The organism is Streptomyces sp. NPDC090077 (genome assembly GCF_044747545.1).
Taxonomy (GTDB): Bacteria; Actinomycetota; Actinomycetes; order Streptomycetales; family Streptomycetaceae; genus Streptomyces.
Genome location: NZ_JBIVEG010000018.1, coordinates 69,511 through 89,266 on the forward strand (window position 1 = coordinate 69,511; position 19,756 = coordinate 89,266).

The window sequence follows — 19,756 nt, forward strand, 5'->3', positions numbered from 1 at the left end:
CGCCCCCTCCCGAGGGGGCGCGGGCCCTTTCACGACCGGCCGGTCACGGCCGGTCGAAGGTGTAGAACCGGCGGTGGTCCAGCATGTCGGCCGGAGTCACGTTGTTCCACGGCGGCAGCACGCCCCGCAGGTCGATCACGTTCTGCGTCCGGGACGCGGGCAGGTAGCCGGCCTTGGGGTTGCGGGCCTGCCAGTCCGCCCACAGCTTGTCGATGAAGGCGTGGTGCAGCCAGAACACCGGGTCGTTGGGGGAGGCCGCGGTGGCCATGTGCCCGCCCACCCACACGTGGACCCGGTTGTGCAGGTTGGTCCCGCGCCAGCCCTCCAGGTGGTTGCGGAACCCGCTCGACGAGCTGTTCCAGGGCGCGGTGTCGTACACGGGCATCGCGAGCACCGCGTCCACCTCGGCCCGGGTCGGCAGCTGCGGCACCCCCGACCCGAGGACGCGCCGCAGGTAGTCGCGGCGGTCCACGCCCACCGTCACCGGCCACCGGCCGCCGGTGTAGGCGAACGGACCGTCGAGCACCTGGCCGTCCCGGCCGCGCCGGCTGCCGCCCATGAAGTCGGAGGCCCACAGCGGGGAGTTGGGCGCCCGGTCGACGGTCCAGTCCCAGTACGGCAGCGCGACGTTGCGGTCCACCCGCTGGAGCGAGGCCTCGAAGTCCAGCAGGAACCGCCGGTGCCAGGGCAGGAAGGACGGGGTGCGGTGCCCGATCCGGGGCCCGAAGTCCGAGTCGCTCATCAGGTAGTAGTTGTGGGCGTTGACGTACCGGTCGTAGACGCCGGTCCGCTTCAGCTCCAGCACCGCGTTGACGAAGGCCCGCTTCTCGTCGGGCGTCAGCGCGGCCACGCTCTTGCGCACGGTCACAGCTGCGGAGCCTCCTTCGGGAGCGTGAACGGGGCGAGTTCGGCGCCCTGGAGGTCACGGATGGCGGCGCGGGCGGCCGCGATCGGGTCCGGGAAGCTCTCGTAGTGGTTGACGACGGTGACCCAGCTGCCGTCCGCGTTCCCCATCAGGTGCAGCTCTTTGCCGTCGATCTTGATGTTGGGGACCGGCATGCCGTGGTGCCCCGGGGCGCCCAGCGTGATCTGGATGCGGCGCCCCTCGTACACCTCGTCGATGCCGCCGGTGGGTATCGACAGGGGCGCACCGGAGGCGCCGGGCGCCCCGGAGGCACCCGAGGCACCGGCTGCCGGAGTCGGGGCCGACGAGGACGAGCAGGCGCTCAGCCCCAGGGCGACGGACGCCCCGGCACCGATCCCCAGAGCCTGTCGGCGAGTGATCTTCTTCATGGCCTGAAGAAGTACCAGAAGGCCGAAACCCGCTGATCAGTGGCCCCTGCATGAACATGCCACCGACTCCTGCGCCGTTCTGCGGTCCCACGCCGACAGCCCGCGCCCGGGGCCGGTGGAACCGGACCCGGGCGCGGGCTGCAGAGGGGGGTGCGCGGTGCTCACCGCGCGGCGCACTCGGTCAGGAGCGCGGCTTGACCTTCACGATCGCCTCGATCTCCACCAGCTGGTCGGCGAAGGCCAGGTCGGAGACGCCGACGATGGTGTCGGTCGTGCGGTGCTTGCCGACGTACTCCTTGTGGAGGCGGGCGGCCGTGTCGAAGTTCTGGCGCAGGTCCTTGGTGTAGATCTTCATGCTGATGATCTGGCTGCGGGGCACCTTGTAGTGCTTGAGGACCTTGTCCAGGTTCTCGAATGACACGCGGACCTGCTTCTCGAAGTCGCCCACGCCCACCAGGTTGCCGGCCGCGTCGTGCGACAGCTGGCCCGAGATGTAGATCTCGTCCCCGGCCTTGATGGCCTGCGAGTAGCCGTAGGTCTCCTCCCACGCCACCCCGTGGTTGAAGTGGTCCCAGCCGCGGCGCGCCGTGTCCTGCGCACTCGCCTGCGGTCCCACGAACGTGATCATCGCTGCAGCGGTCGCGGCCACCACGGTGGCGATGCCGAACTTGCGCCTTGACTTGGTCATTCCCGTCGTCCTTCCGTTCCCAGTGGAGCCTCGCGTCACCGAAGCTGCCAGGGCGCGAAGGAGAACGCCTCGAACGCGAGTCGAACCACTGGGCAATCCGGGCGTCCGCCACGGCGCGTAACCCCCACCCGCCACGGGCCGCGGCAGTACGGTCCTCCCGCGGCTTCCGCCACCTCACCTCACCACGTCAGGGGATGCGCGTTGCGTCGACTCACCGTTGCCCTCACGCTGCTGGCCACCCTCGCCGCGGGCGCCCACACCGGCCCGTACGCCCTGTCCGCCGAGCGCCGCGCGGGCGACGGCGGCGGCAGCCGCGGCACGAACGTCCTCGTCGTCGGCGTCGACAGCCGCGCCGGCCTCTCCGCCGCCGAGAAGCGCCGCCTGCACGTCGGCGGCCAGGGCTGCAACTGCACCGACGTGATGATGCTCCTGCACCTCTCCGCGAACGGGCGCCGCGCCAGCGTCGTCTCCATCCCCCGCGACTCCTACGTCCAGTACCCGCTGCCCGGCCCGCCCCGCTTCGGGAAGATCAACGGCGCGTACGCGATCGGCGGCGGCCCGCTGACCGTGCGCACCGTCGAACAGGTCACCGGCCTCCGCGTCGACCACTACCTGGAGACCGGGTTCACCGGCTTCGAGCAGACCGTCGACAACCTCGGCGGCGCGACCGTCTGCACCGACGAACCCCTCCACGACGAGGGCTCCGGCCTCGACATCACCGCCGGCGTCCACCACACCGACGGCAACCGGACCCTGCGCTACGTCCGGGCCCGCCACGTCAACACCCGGCCCGGCGACCTCGGCCGGGTCCGCCGCCAGCAGCGCACCGTCACCAACCTGCTGGCCCGCCTCACCGCCGAGGGGGCCCTGTCCGGCCCCGTCAGCACGGCCCGCACCGTCCGCACCCTCCTCAAGACGGTGCGCACCGACGCGGACACGGACCTGCACGACCTCGTCCGCATCGGCTGGGCCCTCGGCCGGCTCCGCGCCGACCGCACCGAGTTCGCCACCGTCCCCATCCGGCTCTTCGACCACCGCGTCCCCGGGGTCGGCTCCACCCTGGTCTGGCACGAGTCCCGCGCCGCCGCCCTCTGGGACGCCCTCGAGGACGACCGCCCCATCACCGGCGACCCCCGCATCCAGCCCGTCCCCGAGACCCCCGTCGAGACCAACCCGGCCGCCATCCGGCTCCGCGTGGACGACCCGGCCGTCGCCGAGGCCCTCGCCCGGGGCGGTTTCCGGGCGAGCGCCGGCCCCGTGCCCCCCGTACGCCCCGAGGGCCCGCCGGTCATCACGTACGCCCCGGCGGCGGGGGCCGACGCGGCCACTCTCGCGGCAGCCCTCCCCGGCGCCCGGCTGAACCCGGTGCCGGGCCACGACGGCACCTTCGAGGTCACCGTCGGCACCACCCCCGTCCGGGTCGTGCCGGTGACCTGGGACCGCAACAAGGCCGACGGCGCCCCCGTCACCGCGAACGCCCTCCGCTGCCCGGCCCCCTGACCCACCGCCGTACCCGGCGGATGCCGAAAAGGCCCCCCGGGCAGCCGTACGGGCTGCCCGGGGGGCCGGGGCGGCGGATCCGCGTCAGGCCGCCGGGAGGCGCGGCGGGGAGGCCACCGTCGCCTCGACCATCCGGCGGACCGTGTCCTCGTCGAGGTTCTCCTCGAAGAACAGGCTGCGGAAGAGGATGGCCCCCGCCCAGCAGTCCAGGATCAGCGAGATGTCCGTGTCCTCGGGGAGGACACCGCGCTCGACCGCGCGCGCGAGCACCTGGTACGAGGTGGCCTTGCGGCCGTCGATCAGGTTCTCCGTCAGGAAGCTGCGCAGCCCGGAGTCGTCCGCGACGTCCGCCATCAGGGCCGGCAGGGCCACGCGGATCTTCTGCGAGCAGTACAGGTCCGCCAGGGCGTGGGCCACCGAGATCAGCTCGGCGTTGCTGTCGCCCGTGTCCTCGTTCGGGATCGCGGGCAGCTCCTCGCGCACCGCGTCGAGGACGAGCGCCGGCTTGTTGGGCCAGGACCGGTAGATCGTCGCCTTGCCGACGCGCGCCTCGGCGGCCACCCCGCCGATCGTGAGCTTGGAGTACCCGTCCCTGGCCAGTACGGCCAGCGTCGTGGAGAGGATCCGCTCACGAGCGTCCAAGTCCCGCGTATGTGTGCCGAAGCGATCCGACACCTGAGTGAGATTCCTCTTCTGTCCCATTTCATCTTCTCGTTCGTCGGCATGGAGTCTGTGGATGGCAATCCGGTGGGGTGGGCGGATTGAACGATACGACTCGTTCTGCGAGTGAATGATGGATATTCAACCATCTACTGGCCTTCGAATCCAAGGAGCGCGGGGAAGCCCGTGGTGACCGCCGTCCCGCAGCCGGAACCCGGTCCGTCCTCCCACTGGACGGCCCACCGCCCCTCGGCACGGACCGGCACCCCGTCCGGGCGCAGCGCCCGCGGCACGGCGACCCCCGGCAGCCCGGCCCAGTCGGCCGAACCGAGCTTGACCAGGCATTCCTTGTAGGTCCACCGCAGCGCGAAGGCGAGGTCCGGGCGGGCGTCCCCGGCGATCTCCGAGAGCTCCGCCGCCGCCATCACCCGCTGCCGTCCGGCCGCCGAAAGACCCTGCGGCCGGGGGCTCTCGGCGTCCACCGCGACCGGACCGGTCCCGGCCGCCGCGGCGACGTACCCGCGGGCGTGGCTCAGGCTGACGCACACGTCCGGCAGCTCCTCGACGTACGGCCGCCCGTGCTCCGGGGAGCCGCAGCCGGGGCAGCGGTGACGCAGCGTCAGCCGCCGTGCCGGGACACCGCTCCACCGCGCCGCGCACTCCCGCACCAGCAGGTGGGACGCCACGTAGTCGTCCCGGTCGCCGTCGGAGCGCAGCCGCGCGGCACGGGCGTGCTCGGCATCCGTGAGGGCGTCCCGCACGGACGCCAGCGCCCGCAGCGCCCGCGCCGAATCCGTCCGCAGCACCAGCGCGCCCACCGGAGCTTCCACTGCCGGCCCCACCGCCCTTGGAATCAGAGCCCGTCGGCCCAGGCGCGGATGCGCGCCGCCACCGGAGCCCCCGCGCGGGCCCACCGCACGTGGTCGACCCTGACCCCCTCGTCCGGTTCGAAGTGCCAGCGCTCGACCACGGACGAGGGCAGTGTGGCACACAGCCGGTCCACCGCCGAAGGGGGAGCGAGGGTGTCCCCGGCGACCGAGACGGCGAGCACGGGAAGGCGTACGTCCGCCAGCCGGTCGGCGTAGACGACGTCGGCCCCCGACGGCTGGAACTCCCCGGTACGGGCGATCCTGGCCCAGTCCCGGATCAGCCGGGCCGGCTGCCGGCCCGCGAACCCCAGCCGGTGCCCGGGGAAGTAGCCCCAGACCCGGGAGACCAGCGAGGCGAGCTGGGTGCTCAGCAGCACCCGCAGCCCCGAGGCACCCGGGAAGCCGCGGTGGTCCACCGACCCGGCGGCCACGAAGACCAGGCCGTCGACGCCCGCGGGCTCCCGGGCCGCGTACAGCACGGAGACCTGCCCGCCGATGCTGTGCCCCAGCAGGTACAGGGGCACCCGCGCACCGAACCGCTCCCGGACCGCGGCCACCACACCGGGCCAGTCCCGCGAGGCGAGTTCGTCGTACCCGTATCCGGAGCTCCGGTCCGGCCGCGGCCGGCTCTCGCCCTGGCCGCGCAGGTCCGCCGCCACCGCCGCGATGCCCAGCTCGGCGAGCTCCGCGCAGAACGGCGCGTAGTACGAGGCGCTGACCGCCATGGCGGGCCAGATCAGCACCACCGCACGGGGTGCCCCGGCCGGTTCGGTGACCTGCGCGACCACCTGCCGCTCACCGTCCCCCCGGTACGGGGGCAGCGGCACCTCCCAGCGCTCGGCCGCGGTCGCCGCCGCGCGGCTCATCGGGCACCGTCCGAGAGGAGCATGTACTCCAGGCGGGTGTCCTGGGTCTCCTGCGACCAGCGGGCGGCCGCCTCCATGCGCTCCTCGATGCCGGTGTCGACCAGTCGGCGGCCGGGCCACACCTCGTAGTCGCCGATCAGGGCGGCGTGTTCGGCGAGGCCCTCCTGGAACAGGGACTCCCGCCGGAACAGCACCTCCTGCATGGGGAGCTTCTCCCACAGCCGGCGGCCCTCCGTGACGATCTCCAGCAGGCGGGGGCGCTGCCCGGGGTGCTCGGTCAGGTAGCGGCGCACCACCGAGCTGCCGACCGCGAGGTGGCGGATCTCGTCCATGTTGGCGCCGCGCTCCACCAGGGCCGCCGCCGGGTCGAGCGGCCGCCACTTGCGCTCGCTCAGTTCGGCGGCCGGCGCCAGGATGCCCTCGACGAGGACCGTCAGCACCAGCACGCCGCCGTAGTAGTCGCCCTCGTCGCGCAGCACCCGCAGGCCGAACTCCTCCAGCGGGTCGAGCACGGCGGCCGCGGTGGTCGAGGCCGTCCGGGCCACTTCCGCGGCGATCTCCTCGGGGGACAGCCCCACGCGCAGCAGGTGCTCCCGGAAGATCCGCGCGTGGCGGGCCTCGTCGACCAGCTGGGTCGAGAAGAACTCCAGGTCGTCGGTGTCCGGCGCGTGGAAGACCAGGAAGGACAGCGCGCGGGCCGCCTTCTCCTCGGCGAGGTGGCGGAAGGTGAACTCGTCGACGATCGCGTCGCGCAGCGGACCGGGCGTACAGACCGCGTCGGTCGGCCCGGCGTCCGGCACCGAGCCGTCGGACAGGCGCCGCAGCATGGTGCCGGCCACGTGCCGGAGCCAGTAGGGCAGGTTGCAGTCCCGCGTGGTGAGTTCCATCGTCCGGGCGCCTTCGAGCACGCTCGGCGCGCGGTCCCAGTCGGCCTCTACGGGGGTGGTGGTCATGGCCTCGGCCTCGATTTCTCGGGTGCACGGATGCACGGATGTCCGGATGCGGGGGATGGGGGATGGGGGATGGGGGATGGGGGGATGAGGTGCAGGGGTTTCAGGCGCACGGGGGTGCGGGGGTGTGTGGGGGGAAAGACGGCGCCGGGGTCAGACGGCGCCCGTCGTCCTGAGCAGGTGCCAGACGGCCGGCAGGCCCACCCCGTGCTGGAAGGCGACGTACTCCGGCTCCACCACGTGCGGGGCCCACTTGAGCTTGAAGGCCTCCTGCGAGCCGGCCGGATACACCAGCCGCCCGTGCTCGGCCACCAGCCGCAGCGCCCGCGCCAGTCCGCGGCTCGCGCACGCCGGCTCGTACCGGTCGTCGAGCCCGGCGAACGGGGTCAGCCCCAGGTGGAGCCAGGGCGCCCCCTCCTCCCGGAAGCGGGTCAGCGCGGTCAGGTTGACCAGCTCCACGGTGCCGACCGGCGCCCGCGGCGAGCGGCGCGTCAGGTCGTACAGCCACCCGGGCCTGCCGCCCCACACCGGGGAGTAGGTGACGTAGCCGACCGTGCGGCCCCGGTGCCGGGCCAGGAACGTCCGGCGCAGCGCGGCCGCCGGCCCGCCGCGTTCCCCGACGAGGAACGCCAGCTCCTTGACGTGGCGGCCCTTCGCCGCGAGCCACTCCGCGTCGATCGCGTCGAGCTCGCGCCGGTCGCCCGGGTCGCCGGGATCCGTCTCGACCACGGTCACCCCCTCGCGCCGGGCCCGGTTGACGTTCTGCCGGACCTTCGCCAGCGGCTTCCCGCGCACCGTGAACCGGGCCAGGTCGATGCCGTACGTGCTGCCCACCTGGTTCACGGCGAAGCCGCGCTCCGCGTACAGCGGTACGTCGTCCCGCCCGACCTGCGCCGCCGTGAGCCGGGGCACCGGCCCCCGGCCCGCCGCCAGGTGCGCGAGGAACTCGTCCAGCAGGCGCCCCCGTCCGTCCGGCCCGGCGGCGAAGGGCGCCGCGAACTGCACCACGTGGCGGCGGCCCCGCCGGGTGTGGGCGACGAGCCCCTCGGCGGTGCGGCCCGTGTACCGCAGGGTGCCCCGGTTCAGGGCCAGCACCGCGCTCGGGTGGTCGGCGTGGGCGCGCAGCAGCTCCAGGGCCCGGGCCGTGGAGTGGCCCGGAACCGTGCCGGTCCCCGCGCTCACGCCGGACTCCCGGCGGGCTGCTGCGGACGCTCGTCCCCGGCGGCCCGCACCGGCCGCAGGGGGGCCGGCGGGGTCCGGCCCGCCGCGCCCACCGCCGCCTCGAACGCGGTGAACGCAGGGTGCGGGGAGGGCTCGAAGGCCACCGAGAACGGCTTCAGGAAGTTGCCCAGGAGCCCCCGGTCACCGCACAGGTGCAGCGGTACGGCCAGCAGCGCCCATTCCCAGCCGAACAGCCAGGCCCACAGGCCCACCACCGCTCCGGCCGTCAGCCAGCTGTGCATCGTGTTGTAGAGGACGTAGTACGCGCGCGGGACGCCGCCGCCCCGGGCCCGCTTGTGCGCCAGGGCGCCCGGGAGGTACCCGATGACGTCGATGTACGCGAACAGGCCCACGGCCACCGGCCAGCGCACCTCGTCCCAGTGCGCGACCAGCAGCCAGGCGCTGATCACCAGCCCCGCCAGGTACTCGGCGCGCAGCAGCCGGTACGTGGTGCGGGACTCGAAGCGGTTGGCGGCGTCCACTACGCGGCCACCCGGCCGACCGGGGCCGCGGCCCCTTCCCCGTCCAGCAGGGCCCGCAGGATCTGCGCGATGGTCTCGCGCAGCACCCGCTCGGCCACCGGGTCGATGATCTGCGACAGGCTCGGCAGCCCGAAGTCGAACTCCGCCGCGAACCGCACCCGGGAGCCGGCCCCGCCCCCGCCCGCCGCGGACACCTCCCAGCGGCCGTCGAAGGACTCGAAGTCGCCCGAGGTCTGCCGGAAGGAGACGGTCATCGCCGCGTCGTCGAAGACGTCCTCCTCCGACCAGGCCAGCACGCCGCCCCGGAAGTCCACCTCCCAGTCGCTGTGCACCGCACCGCCCGGCCCCGCCGGATGCACCTCGACGCGCCGGACGATGGCCACCAGCTCCGGATAGCGGGCGAAATCGCGCACCCGCTCGTACGCGGTCCGCGCACCGATCCCGGCACTGACGTGTTCCACTTCCACCGATCGCATCTCAGCAGCTCCTTGTCGTGTGGTCGGCGGGCGGGAAGCGCCGGCCGAGTGCGCGGGCGGCCCCCTCGACCGCCTCGGACAGTTCGTCCGCCTCCGCGTCGGTGAGGACCGCCGGCGGGGTGAAGCGGACCACCGCGTGGGCGTTGAGGGAGTGGTTGACGACGACCCGGCGCTCCAGCAGCTCCAGCAGGAACTCCCCGGCGGCGCCCGCGTCGTGGAACTCCACGCCGATCAGCAGCCCCACCCCGCGCACCTCGCGGACCAGGTGCGCGCAGTGCCCGGCCACCGCGTCCGCCAGCCGGCCGAGCAGTACGCGGCCCAGCGCGGCCGCCCGGCCGGTCAGGTCCTCGTCCCGGATCACCGCGATCGCCGCCTCGACGGCCGCCATGGCGACCGGTGCCGCCGAGAACGTCGACGTGTGGATGAAGGGATCGCGGTCGAAGGCCGCGAACACCCGGGGGGTGGCGACGGCCGCGGCCACCGGCATCACCCCGCCGCCCAGCGACTTGCCGGACAGCAGGATGTCGGGGGAGACCCCCTCGCGGTCGGCCCCCCACCAGGCGCCGAGCCGGCCCATCCCGGTCTGGATCTCGTCGAGCACGAACAGCGCGCCCGTCGCCCGGCACAGCTCCGACACCGCCCCGAGGTACCCGTCCGGCGGGATCACCACCCCCGCCTCGCCCTGCACCGGCTCCAGGACCACCACCGCGTCCGACCCGTCCGGCCCGAGCTCCGCCGCCAGCGCGCCGAGGTCGCCGTACGCGACGTGCGAGACCAGCGGCAGCAGCGGCAGGAACGGGTCCTGGTACAGCGGCTTCCCGGTGACCGACAGCGCGCCGAGGGTCTTGCCGTGGTAGCCGCCCCGGGTCGCGACGACACGGCGGTGGCCGAGGCTGCGGGCCAGCTTCAGCGCCGTCTCCACCGCCTCCGCGCCCGAACCCGTGAAGTGCACGCGCTCCAGCCCCTCCGGGCAGACCCCGGCCAGGGCTTCCGCCGCCCGCGCGGCCGACGGCTCCAGCAGCAGCCGCGTCGACAGCGGGAGCGTACGGATCTGCCGCTCCACGGCGGCGACCACCCGCGGATGGCAGGCACCGGTGAGGAACACCCCGTACCCGCCGGCGTTCAGGAACTCCCGGCCGTCGGCGGTGCGGACCCGGCTGCCGGCCGAGGACACCTCCACGTGGCCGCCGAACATCTCGCCGAGCTTGCCGCGCCCCCGGCTCAGGTGCGCCTTGTACAGGGCCGCGACCTCGGCGCCGGACAGCTCCCCGGCCGGCGCCTGCGCGGGCGCCGGGGCGTGCGTGGCCACGGCCATCACCGCACCCGCAGCGGAGCGCCGCCGGCGTGGTCGAGCAGCGCCTGCGCGGAGGCCGTCCGCGACGGCGGGTGGAAGGCCAGCGCCCGGCTCACCGCCAGCAGCCCCCCGACGTCCGGGGAAGCGGCGAACGCGAGCCCGCCGAGCACCTCCGCCGCCCGGTCGGCGACGTCCACGAGCAGGTCCTGCACGGCGTACCGGGCGGTGAGGGAGGCGGCCAGCTCGTCGTTGCCCACCGGCCCCGCATCGATGCGCCGCGCCACGTTCTCGGCCAGCCCCGCGGCCGCCTCGACGCCCGTGACCAGGGCCGCCCGGTCGGTCGTACTGCCCCGCCCGCCCGCCAGCGCGGCCTCCGCGAGCCGGGCCACCGCACCCGTGTAGGCCGAGGTCACCAGCAGCTCGAACCACACGAACCCGACCGTCTGCAGGGTGTCCAGACCGGAGCCCAGCTCGACCTGGGGCCGCAGCATCAGCTCGTCCGGTACGTGCACGTCCTCCAACCGCACCTCGTCGCTCTCCGCACCGGCCAGGAACGGGGCGCCCCAGAAGGGCTTGCGGGTGATCCCCGGGGACTCCGCCGGAACCAGCGCCACCCCCAGCTCGCTGCCGCCGCTCCCGTCGGCCGCAGGCAGCGCCACCCCGGCGGTCAGCAGGTCCATCGAGTGCGTCAGACTGCACGGCTTCTTCACGCCGTTGACCAGGAAACCGCCGTCGACCGGCACCGCCGTGACCGACGAGTCGAGGATCCCGGCACCCGTACGGCCCTCCGCGAAACCGGAGGCGACCAGCAGCCGGTCCCGGGCGATCGCCTCGATCAGCAGCCACTCCAGTCCGCTCGCGTCCGGCGAGGACACCAGGGCCACCAGGCTGGCCACCGAGAAGTTGTGCATAGCGGCGGCGACCCCGAGGGAGGGCGACAGCGCGCCGAGCGCCCGCCCCACCCGTACGGCGTCCAGGGCGCCCGCGCCGCCGCCCCCGTACTCACCCGGGATCAGCAGCCCCGGGCCGCCGGCCGACCGGAAGGCGGCGATACCGGGCCCGCCGGGCGCCTCCAGCACCGCCAGGGCCACCCCGTCGAGTTCCCCGGCCAGGCCGGGCAGGTACTTGTGACACGCCTCGCGGGCGCTGTCCATCGCGCGCATCAGGCCGAAGCCCCCTTCGTGAGATCGGCGAACACGGCGTCGGAGGGGCGCACGCCGCGCCCCACGCTCACGCCCTGGAGGTGGGAGGTGCGCAGCAGCGGGTAGTTGGCCTCGCCGCCCGGGCCGCCGGTCAGGCCGGTCCCGCCGTGCGTGGGCAGCACCGGAAGGAACCCGATGTGGGAGTCGTTGACCTTCAGCAGGCCGCCGCCCCGCACCCCGGCCAGGAACCGGCCGGCCACCTCCTCGTCGCCGGTCCACAGCGAGTTCCGCAGCCCGTACTCGTTGGTGTTGACGAACTCCACCACGGCCTCCAGCAGCCCCGGCACCTCCTCCGGCGCCGGCACCACGACCGGCAGCAGCGGGAAGAAGGTCTCGTGGCGCACGGCTTCCAGGTCACGCGCCCCCTTCAGCCCTTCGACCCGGACCACCGTGGGCTCCAGGAACAGACCGCCCACCTCGTCCGGTGCACCGTCGACGTCCAGCCGCCGCCCGCCGCAGACCAGCTCCGCACCACCCTCCAGGGCCTGGTCCAGGACGGACCGGTACAGGTCCGTCCGCAGCACCGGGGAGAGCAGCGCGTCCGGCTCCTCCGGATACCCCGGCCGGATCCGGGCGGCCCGCTCGGCCACCTTCCGCAGCAGCTCGTCCGCGACCGCCGGGTGCACCACCGCGCAGTTCGGCACCATGCAGATCTGCCCGGACCCGTAGAACGCCTCGGTGAGCGCCTCCGCCGCCAGGTCCAGGTCGGCGTCGTGCCAGACCACGCAGACGTCGTTGCCCGCCAGCTCCAGCACCGGCTTCTTGCCGGCCGCCACGCAGCGCGCCCCGAACTCGATGCCCTGCCGGCTCCCGCCGAAGTACATGACGTCGTCGACCAGCGGGCTCTCCAGCCAGGTCCGCAGCGTGGACGGCGCGTCCGAGCAGAGCACCGACAGCGCGGCGGCGGGAGCGCCCACGGCCTCCAGGGCCGGCGCGATCAGCTCGCGCAGGATGTGCATCACGCCCAGCGGCGCACTCCGCGGCGCCCGGACCACCAGCGCGTTGCCCGCGGCCAGCGCCCACACGCCCAGCAGCGCGTTGGCCACGGTCGCGTTGGCCGGCGGGTTCAGGCAGACCACCCCGTCGGCGACCCGGCGCACCGTGAGCTCCCGCTCGGCCGTGACCACCCGCTGCTCCATCTGCGCCGCGAGGAACGCCCGGGTCTCCGGCGCCGTGTTGGCGAGGACCCCGGAGGTCTCCCAGCGCGCCAGCGCCCGCGGATGGCCCTCGGCGATCATCATGTCGACGATCTCGTCGTGCTTCTCGCGCACCAGGCCGTGGAAGACCTCGACCAGCCGCATCCGGGTGGCCAGCGGGGCCGCCGACCACTCGGCCGCCGCCCGCGCCGCCGACTGCAGCGCCGCCTCCACCTCGTGCGGATCGGCCACCGCGCAGCGGCCGATCACCTCCGCCGGCGCGTCGTCGGAGGAGATCAGACCCCGTTCCAGACCGCGCTTGGTGCGCAGCGCCCCCATGAAGTCGCCCAGCATGGCGGAGGCGCGGACGGTGTACACCCAGTGCGCGGCCGGCTGCTCCCGGCCGTCCACGTACGAGCCGTAGCTCAGCATCGGGGGGATCCTTCCTGGTCGTACGGAGCGAGGGCGGCGCCGAGGGCCTCCCCGAGACGGGCGATCCGCTCGCCCTCGTCGAACATGGAGAAGTGGTCGCCCGGGACCTTCTCCACCAGCAGCCGCCCGCTGATGTGCCCGTCCCACAGGGACTTGTCGCGGGGGTGCATCCGCAGCGCGTCGAGCAGTGCCTCCCCCTCGGCCTCCTCGGCCTGGAGCAGTGCGATGTCGCCGGTGAACCTGCCGTCCGGGTAATAGCCCTTCAGCAGGCCGTGGTTGTGCTGCCAGATCTCGAGGAAGCCCTGCTCCCGCAGCACCTCCGGATCCATCCCGCGGACCGCGGCCACGTCGAGGAGCACCGGGACCGCGGCCGCGAAGCCCTCCGCGTCCAGGTGCCCGCCCACGTACGTCTCGGGCACGTGGGCGTCGAGCATGACCAGCGTCTCGACCGTCTCGCCGGCCCGCTGGAGCTGCAACGCCATCTCGAAGGCCACGTTCCCGCCGAACGAGTAGCCGCCCAGGCGGTACGGGCCCGCCGGCTGCTCCGCGCGGATCCACCCGACGTACAGGGCCGCGAGCTCGCGCAGCGTCCCGGGCCGCAGTGCCGGATCGGAGGGGAAGGCCACCGTCCGCAGCGGCGCGCCCGGCGGCGTCCGGTCGGCCAGCCGGTGGTACACGAAGGTGGTCCCCCCGGCCGGCGGCACCAGGTACACGGGCGTGCCCACGCCCTCGCGGACGACGCGTATCCCGCCGCCGCCCGCGCTTCCGCCGGAGCGGGCCGCACGGATGTGGTCCGCCATCTCGTCGGGGGTGCGCAGCCGGGCGAACTCGTCCAGGTCCAGCTCGACCCCGAACAGCGCGCGCAGGGCGGTGACCACCTCCACGGCGAGCATGGAGTCCCCGCCCAGGTCGTAGAAGTCGTCGTCCGGGGCGATCTGGTCGATGCCCAGGCCATCCTCCAGCACCTTCAGGACCCGCTCCACGACGTCGTCCTCGACCGGGGCCCCCGCCGCGGGGGAAGGGGCGGGGGCCCCGGCCACCGGAACGGCCCGGGTCTCGGGCTCGATCCAGTGGCGCTCCTGCCGGAAGGGGTGGCCCGGCAGGGAGACCTTGAGCGCGGGGCCGTACGCCCAGACCCGCGCCGGTGCCACGGCCGTCGCGCGCTCCCCGGCGAGCAGCGCGTCGAGACCGGCGCGCAGCTCCTCGTGGGTGGCGGCCTCGAACGCGTGGCGTACGGGAAGCCGCGCGCGGCCCGTCAGCAGCGTGTACGCGATGTCCCGGACGGCCGGCGGCTCCGCGGCGTCGAGCAGCTCCCGCAGCCCCCGGGCCAGGCCGGCCAGAGCCTCGGGATCCCGCGCGGAGAGCACGACGGGGTAGCGCACCCCGTCCGGCCGGGCCGCGGGCACCACCGGTGCGGGCGGCGCGCCGAGCACGGCGTGCGCGTTGGTGCCGCCCAGGCCGAAGGAGCTGACCGCGGCCGCGCGCAGAGGGGTGGCGCGCGGAGGGTCGACCGTCCCGGCCGGCACGGAGAACGGCCCGTCCGCCAGCCGCAGCTGCGGGTTGGGCGTCTCGTAGTTGATCTGCCGGGGCACCTTCTGGTGGTACAGCGCCAGCGCGGCCTTGATCAGGCCCGTGACCCCGGCCGCCGCGTCGAGGTGCCCGATGTTGGCCTTGACGCTCCCGATCAGGCAGTCGGGCGCCGGGCCGCCGGCCGCCTCGTACGCGGCGGTCAGCGCCCGCAGTTCGAGCGGGTCGCCGACGGCGGTGCCGGTGCCGTGGGTCTCGATGTACCCGATGTGCGCGGCCGGCACCCCGGAGGCCTCGACGGCCGCCCGGATGACCGCCTGCTGGCCCTGCGGGCCCGGGGCGGTGAAGCCGATCTTGTCGGAGCCGTCGTTGTTGACGGCGGTGCCGCGGACGACGGCGTAGACGCGGTCGCCGTCGTCGAGGGCGTCGGAGAGCCGCTTGAGGACGACCACCCCGCAGCCGTTCCCCTTGACCGTGCCGGCCGCCCGGGCGTCGAAGACCCGGCAGTGGCCGTCGCGGGAGAGGATCCCGCCCTCCTGGTACTCGTACCCCGAGGTCTGCGGGAAGGTGATGCTGACGCCGCCCGCGAGCGCCGCCCGGACCTCCCCGCGCGCCAGGGCCGCGCAGGCCAGGTGCACCGCGGCGAGCGAGCTGGAGCAGGCGCTCTGCACGGTCACGGCGGGGCCGCGCAGGTCGAGCTTGTACGAGACGCGGGAGGCCAGGAAGTCCTTGTCGTTGCCCAGCAGCACCGGGTACGACAGCGCCGCGTCCGCGTACTCGGCCGAGCGCAGCACGTTGGACAGCAGGTACGTGCTCAGGCTGGTGCTGGCGAACACGCCCACCGGGCCGGAGTCCGGGTGCGGGGCCAGCCCCGCGTCCTCCATGGCCTGCCAGGCGCAGGTCAGGAAGACCCGCTGCTGCGGGTCCATCAGCCGGGCGTCGCGCTGGGTGACGCCGAAGAAGGCGGCGTCGAAGAGGTCGGCGTCCGCGAGGTCGGCACCGCGCGCGACCCGGCCGGGGGAGGCGATCCGCTCCGCGGGGACGCCCGCGGCGGCCATCTCCGCGTCGGAGAACGTGCGGACGGACTCGACGCCGTCCACCAGCCCCTGCCAGAACTCCTGCGTCGTCGCGGATCCGGGGAACCGGCCGGCCATTCCGACGACGGCCACCGCCGTGCTGCCGGTCTCACTCATCCGATGCCCCCCGTACGGAGTCGACGTGGGCCGCGAGCCGGCGCACGGTGGTGTGGGTGTAGAGCTCGATCATTTCCAGGCCGGGCACGGCCAGCCGCTCCTGGAGCAGCCGGTGCACCTCGACCACGTGCATCGAAGAGCCGCCGATGTCGAAGAAGTTGTCCTCCGGGCCGATCTCGGTCCCGGGGAGCACCTGCCCCCAGACGGCGCGGACGGCGTCCTCGGTGGCGGAACCCGCCGGGCCGGCCGCCCCCGCCGGGCCGCCCTCCGGGGCGGTCCCCGCAGCAGCGGGCCAGGGCAGCGCCGCGTGGTCGACCTTCCCGTTCAGGGTCAGCGGCAGCGCGGCGGTGCGCACGATCCGGGCCGGCACCATGTACGCGGGCAGCCGCTCGCGCAGCACCCGCCGGATCTCGGCGGCCTCAGGCAGGCCCGCCCCGGCCGCGAAGGCGACCAGCTGCGGATGGGCCGGATCGCGTTCGTCCAGCTGGACGGTGCCCTCGTGGACGCCCGGCACCGACAGCAGCGCGGTCTCGATCTCCCCGAGCTCGATCCGGAAGCCGCGCAGCTGCACCTGCTTGTCGATCCGGCCCAGGTGGACCAGCGTCCCGTCCGGCCGGACCACGCCGAGGTCGCCGCTGCGGTAGGAGGCCCCGCCGCCGAGGTCCGGGAACCGCTCGGCGGTCAGCTCCGGCATGCCGAGGTAGCCGCGGGTCACGCCCGCGCCCCCGACGAGCATCTCCCCGGGCACGCCCGGCGGGCAGACGTTCCCGTCCGCGTCGACGACCGTGACGGTCAGGTCCGGCAGGGGCCGGCCGATCGCGGACTGCGTCTCGGTGCGGACGTCCGCGGGGGTCACCGGGTGGTAGGTGACGTGCACCGTCGTCTCGGTGATGCCGTACATGTTCACCAGCCGGGCCCGCTCGCCCATCACCGCGTACCAGCCGCCCAGCGAGGCGTACCGCAGAGATTCGCCGCCGAAGACCACGTGGCGGACGGCGAGCCGCTCCCCGTCGCCCGGGTCGAGCACCTTCACCAGCTGGCCGAACGCCGACGGGGTCTGGTTGAGCACCGTCACCCGCTCGCGGACGAGGAACTCCCGGAACTGGTCCGGCGACTTGGCACAGTCCTCGGGGACCACGGACAGCCGGCCGCCGTACAGCAGCGCCCCGAAGATCTCCCAGACGGAGAAGTCGAAGGCGTACGAGTGGAACAGGCTCCAGACGTCCTCGGGCCCGAAGCCGAAGTGGCCCTCGCAGGAGCGCATCAGGCGCATCACGTTGCGGTGGGTGACCTGCACGCCCTTGGGGCGGCCGGTGGAGCCGGAGGTGAAGATGACGTACGCGCCGTCCTCGGGACCCGCCCCGTCCGCCCGGGCCGCGCCCGGTCCGGGCGGGCCGTCCCCGCCCCGGGCCGGCGCGAGCAGTTCCGCGGCGTCCAGGAAGTCGGCGACGGGCGAGGGCCAGTACTCGGCGTCCACCACGGTCGCCAGCCCGTCCGGGAAGCTCTCCAGGATCGAGGCGATGCGCGACACGGGCGAGCCCGGGTCGAGCGGGACGTACACCTTGCCCGCCTTGAGCGTGCCGAGGAGCACGGTGATCAGGTCCACCCCGCGCCGCATGGCGATGCCGACGTGGCTGCCGCCGGTGGCGGCGGCGAGCCGGGCCGCGACCCGGCCGGCCCGCGCGTCGAGCTCGGCGTACGTCAGCTCCGTGTCGCCGTCGTTGACCGCGACGCGTTCCGGGTGGGCCCGCGCGGTCTGCTCGAACCAGTCGGCCAGGGACCGCGGCACCTCGTACGGCTCGGCGCCCGCACCCGGGTTGACCAGGGCGAACAGCTCCCGCTCCGCCTCGGCGGAGAGGGCCGGGATCTCCTCGATGCGCCGCTTCGGGTCCTCGGCCACCAGGGTGAGGACCTGCTCCATCACGCCCATCGGGTCGGTGCGCCACTGCTCGTCGGTGCACTCGGCGTTGAGGACGAAGCCGGTACCGGAGTCCTCGACGTTCATCGACAGGGGGTACTTGACCAGCCGGCGCGGCATCGGCAGGGACTCCACCGTGCACCCGGCCAGCCGGAAGCGCAGCGGCTCCTTGTAGTACGTGAAGGTGTTGTCGGGGGCGAGCGGGCCGCCGCCCAGCCGGGGCGCGACCTCGCGGGCGTTCGCGCCCAGGTCGAAGCCCTGGTGGCGCAGCATGCCCACGCTGGCCGACTGCACGGCGCGGCACAGGTCCTCGAAGGTGCCGTGCTCGGTGAGGTCCACGACGAGCGGGAGGGTGTTGACGAAGTAGCCGTAGGCCTGGCGCTGGCGCAGCCCGCGGCGGTTGGCCAGCGGAACGCCCGTGACCAGCTCGCGGCCGCCGGTGACCCGGGCGTACGTGACGAGGTACGCGGCGAGGAAGAAGGCGAAGGGCGTGCAGCCCAGCTCCTTGGTCCGCGAGCGGATCGACTCGCCGAGCTCCGCACCGAGTTCGAGGGCGCGTTCCTCGCCGAGGAGGGCTCCGGAGGCGGTGCGCCGGCCCTGGAGCCGGTCGTCGCCGAGGGTGGTGAGGCGGCCGAGCCGCTCCGCGAAGTACTCCAGGGCGTCGGCGCCGGCCGCGGCGGGCCCCACCAGGGCCGACGGGTCGTCCTGGGCCGCGGGGGAGAGCTCCGCGCCGGGGTCGGCGTAGACGCGCTCCAGCTCGGCGGTGAAGTTGAAGAAGCTGTAGCCGTCGTTGACCAGGTGCGAGAAGAGGAGGGTGACGTAGGTCCCCTCGTCGTCCTGGTAGACCCGGAAGTCGTACTGCCGGGCGTCCGGCGGGATCGGGGTGTCGCTCTGCTCCGCGATGCGCCGGGCGACCAGGTCGCGGGCGCGCCCCGGGAGGACGGTCAGCGGGACGAGGGCGTCGAGGTCGTCCTCGGGCACGCGGTGCACGGCGTGCACGACGCCGTCGCGGGACTCGAAGACGGTGTTGAGCGCGCGGATGCCGCGGGCGAGGCGGCCGAGCGCGAGGCGCAGCCGCGGGACGTCGACCCCTCCGGTGACGCGGAAGAGGCCGCTCAGGTTGAAGGAGGCGTCGGCCGGGAAGAGCCGCTGGTGGGTGAAGAGCTTGACCTGTGCTGCTGTGGCCGGTGATATCGCCGGACCCGTCATCTGTGGTTCCCCCATGAAGGTCTTGCCGTTCGTGTTCAGTGACCTGGCTTGCTGATGTCCCAGGCGAACCGCCGTGACAGCGGCCGCGGCAGGTGGCGCAGCCCCCAGGCTGCGGTCTTGTAGCGGAGGCTCGGGATGCTGAGGACCTTGCCCCTGTCGAGGTCCCGCAGGGCCGTGCGCACCACGTCGTCGGCGTTCAGCCACAGCCAGGGCGGCGGGAACGTGGTGGGGATCCCGGCGCGCTGGTGGAACTCGGTGCGGGTGTAGCCGGGCAGCAGGGCCGTCATCCGCACGCCGGCCCCGCGCACCTGCTGCGAGGAGGCCAGCGATTCGGTGAACCCGATGATCCAGGCCTTGCTCGCCGGGTACGTCGAGCTCAGCCAGGCGGGGCCGAGACCGGCGACGCTGGCGACGTTGAGGACCGAGCCCCGGCGCCGCGCGGTCATCCGCTGCAGCGCGGCGTCGGTGAGCCGCAGGACGGCCCGTACGTTGAGGTCGAGGAGGCGTTCCTCGGCCTGGATGCCGGTCTCCAGGAAGGCCTGTTCGTAGCCGATCCCGGCGTTGTTGACGAGGAGGTCGACGGCCGGGTCGGCCGCCAGCCGGGCGGTGACCAGGGCGCAGCCCTCGTCGGTGGTGAGGTCGGCGGGCAGCACCTCGGTGTGCACGCCGTGCCCGGCGTGCAGGAGGTCGGCGTGCTCCTTGAGGTCGGGCTCCGAGCGCGCGACGAGGACGAGGTCGTAACCCTGCTCCGCCAGGGCTCGGGTGAAGGCCTTGCCGAGGCCGGCGGTGGCTCCGGTGACGAGTGCGGTGGGCATGTGCTCCAGCTCCGGTCGGGAGGTC

Annotated in this window: 17 protein-coding genes; 1 reads left to right on the forward strand and 16 read right to left on the reverse strand. The window is 74.2% G+C overall.

The window, feature by feature from the left end:
- Nucleotides 1-43: 43 nt before the first annotated feature.
- The 3 genes from ACIPW5_RS26475 to ACIPW5_RS26485 all read right to left on the reverse strand — a co-directional run bounded on the left by ACIPW5_RS26475 (nt 44) and on the right by ACIPW5_RS26485 (nt 1,981).
- Nucleotides 44-868 carry a tyrosinase family protein gene (locus ACIPW5_RS26475; protein ID WP_401249636.1) on the reverse strand — a complete coding sequence of 275 codons (825 nt, stop codon included), beginning with the start codon at nt 866-868 and terminating at the stop codon, nt 44-46.
- The gene (locus tag ACIPW5_RS26480; protein ID WP_401249639.1) at nt 865-1,293 is read right to left on the reverse strand and encodes a tyrosinase family oxidase copper chaperone; all 429 of its coding nucleotides are present in this window, start codon (nt 1,291-1,293) and stop codon (nt 865-867) included. Before ACIPW5_RS26480 ends, ACIPW5_RS26475 begins: the two co-directional genes overlap by 4 nt.
- Before the next feature lie 181 nt (nt 1,294-1,474).
- Nucleotides 1,475-1,981 carry a RidA family protein gene (locus ACIPW5_RS26485; protein ID WP_401249642.1) on the reverse strand — a complete coding sequence of 169 codons (507 nt, stop codon included), beginning with the start codon at nt 1,979-1,981 and terminating at the stop codon, nt 1,475-1,477.
- A 201-nt stretch (nt 1,982-2,182) separates the two neighbouring features.
- On the opposite strand from ACIPW5_RS26485, the gene ACIPW5_RS26490 reads away from it, so the two are divergent.
- Nucleotides 2,183-3,481: an LCP family protein gene (locus ACIPW5_RS26490; RefSeq protein WP_401249645.1), complete on the forward strand. Its 1,299-nt coding sequence runs from the start codon at nt 2,183-2,185 to the stop codon at nt 3,479-3,481.
- An 84-nt stretch (nt 3,482-3,565) separates the two neighbouring features.
- On the opposite strand, the gene ACIPW5_RS26495 is transcribed toward ACIPW5_RS26490, so the two are convergent.
- From ACIPW5_RS26495 to ACIPW5_RS26555, 13 genes are all read right to left on the reverse strand, one after another.
- Nucleotides 3,566-4,123 (reverse strand): TetR/AcrR family transcriptional regulator, encoded by a 558-nt coding sequence (locus tag ACIPW5_RS26495; protein ID WP_401249648.1) that lies wholly within the window; start codon nt 4,121-4,123, stop codon nt 3,566-3,568.
- A 167-nt stretch (nt 4,124-4,290) separates the two neighbouring features.
- A complete protein-coding gene (locus ACIPW5_RS26500; protein WP_401249650.1) occupies nt 4,291-4,971 on the reverse strand; it encodes a 4'-phosphopantetheinyl transferase family protein in 681 nt (226 codons plus the stop codon).
- A gap of 23 nt (nt 4,972-4,994) precedes the next feature.
- A complete protein-coding gene (locus ACIPW5_RS26505; protein ID WP_401249653.1) occupies nt 4,995-5,876 on the reverse strand; it encodes an alpha/beta fold hydrolase in 882 nt (293 codons plus the stop codon).
- Nucleotides 5,873-6,829 carry a VlmB-like protein gene (locus tag ACIPW5_RS26510; protein WP_401249656.1) on the reverse strand — a complete coding sequence of 319 codons (957 nt, stop codon included), beginning with the start codon at nt 6,827-6,829 and terminating at the stop codon, nt 5,873-5,875. Before ACIPW5_RS26510 ends, ACIPW5_RS26505 begins: the two co-directional genes overlap by 4 nt.
- Before the next feature lie 150 nt (nt 6,830-6,979).
- The gene (locus tag ACIPW5_RS26515) at nt 6,980-8,008 is read right to left on the reverse strand and encodes a phosphatidylglycerol lysyltransferase domain-containing protein (protein ID WP_401249658.1); all 1,029 of its coding nucleotides are present in this window, start codon (nt 8,006-8,008) and stop codon (nt 6,980-6,982) included.
- The gene (locus tag ACIPW5_RS26520; RefSeq protein ID WP_401249661.1) at nt 8,005-8,529 is read right to left on the reverse strand and encodes a hypothetical protein; all 525 of its coding nucleotides are present in this window, start codon (nt 8,527-8,529) and stop codon (nt 8,005-8,007) included. The genes ACIPW5_RS26515 and ACIPW5_RS26520 overlap by 4 nt, the downstream gene beginning before the upstream one ends.
- Nucleotides 8,529-9,005 carry a type II toxin-antitoxin system RatA family toxin gene (locus ACIPW5_RS26525; protein WP_401249664.1) on the reverse strand — a complete coding sequence of 159 codons (477 nt, stop codon included), beginning with the start codon at nt 9,003-9,005 and terminating at the stop codon, nt 8,529-8,531. The genes ACIPW5_RS26520 and ACIPW5_RS26525 overlap by 1 nt, the downstream gene beginning before the upstream one ends.
- Nucleotide 9,006: 1 nt before the next feature.
- Complete coding sequence (locus tag ACIPW5_RS26530; RefSeq protein ID WP_401249667.1) at nt 9,007-10,320, reverse strand: aspartate aminotransferase family protein; 1,314 nt, start codon at nt 10,318-10,320, stop codon at nt 9,007-9,009.
- Complete coding sequence (locus ACIPW5_RS26535; protein ID WP_401249670.1) at nt 10,320-11,462, reverse strand: acyl-CoA dehydrogenase family protein; 1,143 nt, start codon at nt 11,460-11,462, stop codon at nt 10,320-10,322. Before ACIPW5_RS26535 ends, ACIPW5_RS26530 begins: the two co-directional genes overlap by 1 nt.
- Complete coding sequence (locus ACIPW5_RS26540) at nt 11,462-13,069, reverse strand: aldehyde dehydrogenase family protein (protein WP_401249672.1); 1,608 nt, start codon at nt 13,067-13,069, stop codon at nt 11,462-11,464. The genes ACIPW5_RS26535 and ACIPW5_RS26540 overlap by 1 nt, the downstream gene beginning before the upstream one ends.
- Nucleotides 13,063-15,789, reverse strand: coding sequence for a beta-ketoacyl synthase N-terminal-like domain-containing protein (locus ACIPW5_RS26545; RefSeq protein ID WP_401249675.1), 2,727 nt, complete (start codon nt 15,787-15,789; stop codon nt 13,063-13,065). The genes ACIPW5_RS26540 and ACIPW5_RS26545 overlap by 7 nt, the downstream gene beginning before the upstream one ends.
- Entirely contained in the window at nt 15,782-18,916 is a 3,135-nt protein-coding gene (locus ACIPW5_RS26550) for an amino acid adenylation domain-containing protein (RefSeq protein WP_401249678.1), read from the reverse strand. The genes ACIPW5_RS26545 and ACIPW5_RS26550 overlap by 8 nt, the downstream gene beginning before the upstream one ends.
- 35 nt (nt 18,917-18,951) lie before the next feature.
- Complete coding sequence (locus ACIPW5_RS26555) at nt 18,952-19,731, reverse strand: SDR family NAD(P)-dependent oxidoreductase (protein ID WP_401249681.1); 780 nt, start codon at nt 19,729-19,731, stop codon at nt 18,952-18,954.
- Nucleotides 19,732-19,756 lie beyond the last annotated feature (25 nt).

Coding starts and splice junctions, on each gene's coding strand:
- ACIPW5_RS26510 (WP_401249656.1), bottom strand. CDS start 6,829: ATGACCACCACCCCCGTAGAGGCCGACTGGGACCGCGCGCCGAGCGTG.
- ACIPW5_RS26505 (WP_401249653.1), bottom strand. CDS start 5,876: ATGAGCCGCGCGGCGGCGACCGCGGCCGAGCGCTGGGAGGTGCCGCTG.
- ACIPW5_RS26485 (WP_401249642.1), bottom strand. CDS start 1,981: ATGACCAAGTCAAGGCGCAAGTTCGGCATCGCCACCGTGGTGGCCGCG.
- ACIPW5_RS26535 (WP_401249670.1), bottom strand. CDS start 11,462: ATGCGCGCGATGGACAGCGCCCGCGAGGCGTGTCACAAGTACCTGCCC.
- ACIPW5_RS26555 (WP_401249681.1), bottom strand. CDS start 19,731: ATGCCCACCGCACTCGTCACCGGAGCCACCGCCGGCCTCGGCAAGGCC.
- ACIPW5_RS26525 (WP_401249664.1), bottom strand. CDS start 9,005: ATGCGATCGGTGGAAGTGGAACACGTCAGTGCCGGGATCGGTGCGCGG.
- ACIPW5_RS26480 (WP_401249639.1), bottom strand. CDS start 1,293: ATGAAGAAGATCACTCGCCGACAGGCTCTGGGGATCGGTGCCGGGGCG.
- ACIPW5_RS26550 (WP_401249678.1), bottom strand. CDS start 18,916: ATGACGGGTCCGGCGATATCACCGGCCACAGCAGCACAGGTCAAGCTC.
- ACIPW5_RS26530 (WP_401249667.1), bottom strand. CDS start 10,320: ATGGCCGTGGCCACGCACGCCCCGGCGCCCGCGCAGGCGCCGGCCGGG.
- ACIPW5_RS26545 (WP_401249675.1), bottom strand. CDS start 15,789: ATGAGTGAGACCGGCAGCACGGCGGTGGCCGTCGTCGGAATGGCCGGC.
- ACIPW5_RS26540 (WP_401249672.1), bottom strand. CDS start 13,069: ATGCTGAGCTACGGCTCGTACGTGGACGGCCGGGAGCAGCCGGCCGCG.